Origin of the sequence: Desulfurella sp. (assembly GCF_023256235.1) — a bacterium.
Taxonomy (GTDB): domain Bacteria; phylum Campylobacterota_A; class Desulfurellia; order Desulfurellales; family Desulfurellaceae; genus Desulfurella.
Genome location: NZ_JAGDWY010000037.1, coordinates 43,754 through 46,791 on the forward strand (window position 1 = coordinate 43,754; position 3,038 = coordinate 46,791).

Here is a 3,038-nt window from a genome sequence, read left to right on the forward strand (position 1 = left end):
ACATACACATGGCAATAGAACGTGCTCTTATTAATTTAATTGGTAAAGTAGGTGGTAAGCTTCATACGGCACGCTCAAGAAACGATCAAATAGCACTTGATGAGCGTTTGTTCTTAAGAGATATAAGTATAGAAATAATAGATAGGCTAAATGGATTGTTAAAAAATCTTGCACTTTTTGCTAAAGAGCATATTGATGTTATAATACCAGGTTTTACACACATGCAACATGCCCAACCGATATTATTTTCACATTACATAATGGCTTTTTTTGAAAAATTTAAGAGAGATAAAGAAAGATTTTTAGATACAATAAAGCGTATTGATGTAATGCCACTTGGTGCTGGAGCGCTTGCTGGTACAATCTGGCCAATTGATAGACATTATACTGCAGGTTTGCTTTCGTTTACACAAATATCTAAAAACTCTATCGATGCGGTATCTGATAGAGATTTTATGATAGAGTTTTTAAATAATTGCGCTATATTTTCTATGCATGCATCAAGACTTGCAGAAGATTTTATCATTTACTCATCTAGCGAATTTTCTTTTATAGAACTACCTGATGAATTTTCAACAGGCTCAAGTATTATGCCACAAAAGAAAAACCCTGATAGCTTAGAGTTGATAAGGGGTAAAACAGGTAGAGTATATGGTAATTTGTTTACACTTTTAACAGTGATGAAAGGTTTGCCACTTTCATATAATCGTGATATGCAAGAAGACAAAGAAGCGCTGTTTGACACAATTGATACTTGTTTAATGATTATTGATATACTATCAAGACTTATACCAAAAATTAAACTAAATATAGATGAGATTGAAAGATCTCTTGAAAAAGGCTTTATTACAGCAACTGATCTGGCTGATTACTTGAGCCTTAAAGGTTATCCATTTAGAGATGCTCACAAAATTGTTGGTTCAATTGTAGCATATGCTATAGCTCAAAACAAAACATTAAAAGAACTGACGCTTATAGAATACAAGCAATTTGCAGACCAGATTGAAGAAGATGTTTATGATTACTGTGAGCCTAAGCGCAGCGTAGACAAAAGAAAATCTTTTGGTGGCACTTCCAGAGCCAATGTATTGGAACAAATTGAAGAAGCACTTAAAAGTTTTGATGAAAAAAGCTCTCATGCAGATTTGTGCCCGAGATGTTCCTACCCGGTTAAAATATATAAAAATCCATCTTTGACTGTGGATTGTATAATAGAAAAACAAAACAAAGTCCTCCTTGTAAGCAGGAAAAATTATCCTTTTGGCTTTAGTTTACCAGGTGGTTTTGTAGATTACGGCGAAAGTGTAGAGCAAGCTGTAATCAGGGAAGTAAAAGAAGAAACAAGCCTTGATATTGTAGAGCCAAAGCTTTTTGGTGTTTACTCAGATCCAGCAAGAGATCCAAGAAGCCATACAGTAAGCGTTGTATTTTATGCCAAAGCAAGTGGCAACCCAAAAGCTTCAGATGATGCCAGGGATTTAGGATTTTTTGATTTGGATAATTTGCCAGACGAGATTGCATTTGACCACTTAAAAATTTTGAAAGATTACAATGAATTTAGAAAAAAGATATAACACCAAAGGTGAGTTGGTTGAAATTATTATTAATGAAGATTTTTGCAATATCGAAAATAAAAAAATAAAAATTGGCAATTCATATCATTTTCTTGCTATTGTAAAGATTTTAAATAACAGAAATATTTCAGATATTGACAGGTTTTTAAAACCATCATTATCTCACCTTTACGATCCTTTTTTATTAAGCGATATGGATTTGGCAGTAGCTCGTACTGTTAGAGCTCTCATTGCAAAGGAGCGTATTTGCATTGTAGGTGATTATGATGTAGATGGAATAACTGCTTGTTCAATACTGATAAACTTTTTTCAAGAAATAGGTGCAAACGTAACATACTACATACCAAAAAGAGAAGACGGTTATGGTTTGTCGCTTGCCGCGATAAAGTATGCACATCAAAAAAGAGCAAAATTAATTATAACTGTAGATAATGGTATTTCCAGCCAGGATGAAATTGAATTTGCAAAACAACTGGGTATGGATGTAATTATTACAGATCACCATGAACCAAACACCATACCAAATGCATATGCAGTTGTGAATCCAAAGATGAAAAATTCTAAATACCCATTTAGTGAACTTGCAGGAGTGGGTGTGGCTTTTAATTTTTTACTTGCTTTGAGAAAAACGTTGAGAGAGAGAAATTTTTTCACAAAAGAGCCAAATCTTGCAAACTATTTAGACCTTGTGAGTCTGGGTACGCTTGCAGATGTTGTACCACTTGTTGATGTTAATAGAGTATTTGTAAAGTATGGCCTATCAAAAAGCTCAAAAGCATTGGATAAATTAAAAGCTGTTTCAAATATCTCAAGCAATTTGAGTACTTATGATGTTGCATACAAAATAGCACCAAGAATAAATTCTGCTGGTAGGCTAGCTGATGCCAATTTGGCCATAGATTTGTTTACAACAACTCAAGAAATTAAGATGCTAAAAATAGCAAGCTGGTTGGATGAATTAAATATAAAAAGAAAACGTCTACAACAGGCAATTTTGCAGGAAGCAAAATCAATGGTGCCAAGCGCAAACCATTACGATGCAATTGTTGTAAGCGGTAAGTGGCATAAAGGAGTTATTGGTATAGTTGCAGGAAACCTTGCTCATTTTTATAGAAAGCCTTCCATTGTTATATCGGAAGATAACTATTTATGTGTTGGAAGTGGAAGAAGTGTCGAATCTATAAACCTATTTGAGATTATAAAGCGTCATGAGAATTTGCTTGATAAATTTGGTGGTCATAAATTGGCTGTTGGGCTTACGCTTAAAAAGGAATATATAGAACCATTTAGAGAAGCTATAAACAAAGAAGTCTCAAGGCTTAAAGTAAACGCTTCTTACAAGCTTAGGGTTGATTTATCCTGCAATATAAACATTTTTGATAATTCTGATTTTTTAGAAAATCTAAGAGAACTTGAACCATTTGGGGCAGGTCATGAAGAGCCGACTTTTTTTGTAAGAGGCGG

At 33.8% G+C, this 3,038-nt stretch carries 2 protein-coding genes and 1 pseudogene; all 3 read left to right on the forward strand.

Features of this window, described 5'->3' with window-relative positions; translation table 11 throughout:
• A pseudogene (gene argH / locus Q0C22_RS03915) lies at positions 1–1,106 on the forward strand (argininosuccinate lyase); the annotation flags it as partial.
• Between the two features lie 93 nt (positions 1,107–1,199).
• On the forward strand, positions 1,200–1,574 hold the full coding sequence (locus tag Q0C22_RS10435; protein WP_367172097.1) for an NUDIX domain-containing protein: 375 nt from the start codon (positions 1,200–1,202) through the stop codon (positions 1,572–1,574).
• Positions 1,552–3,038 (forward strand): single-stranded-DNA-specific exonuclease RecJ (gene recJ, locus Q0C22_RS03920; protein WP_291491341.1); only part of this gene is annotated, 1,487 nt, incomplete at its 3' end. The genes Q0C22_RS10435 and recJ, both read left to right, overlap by 23 nt.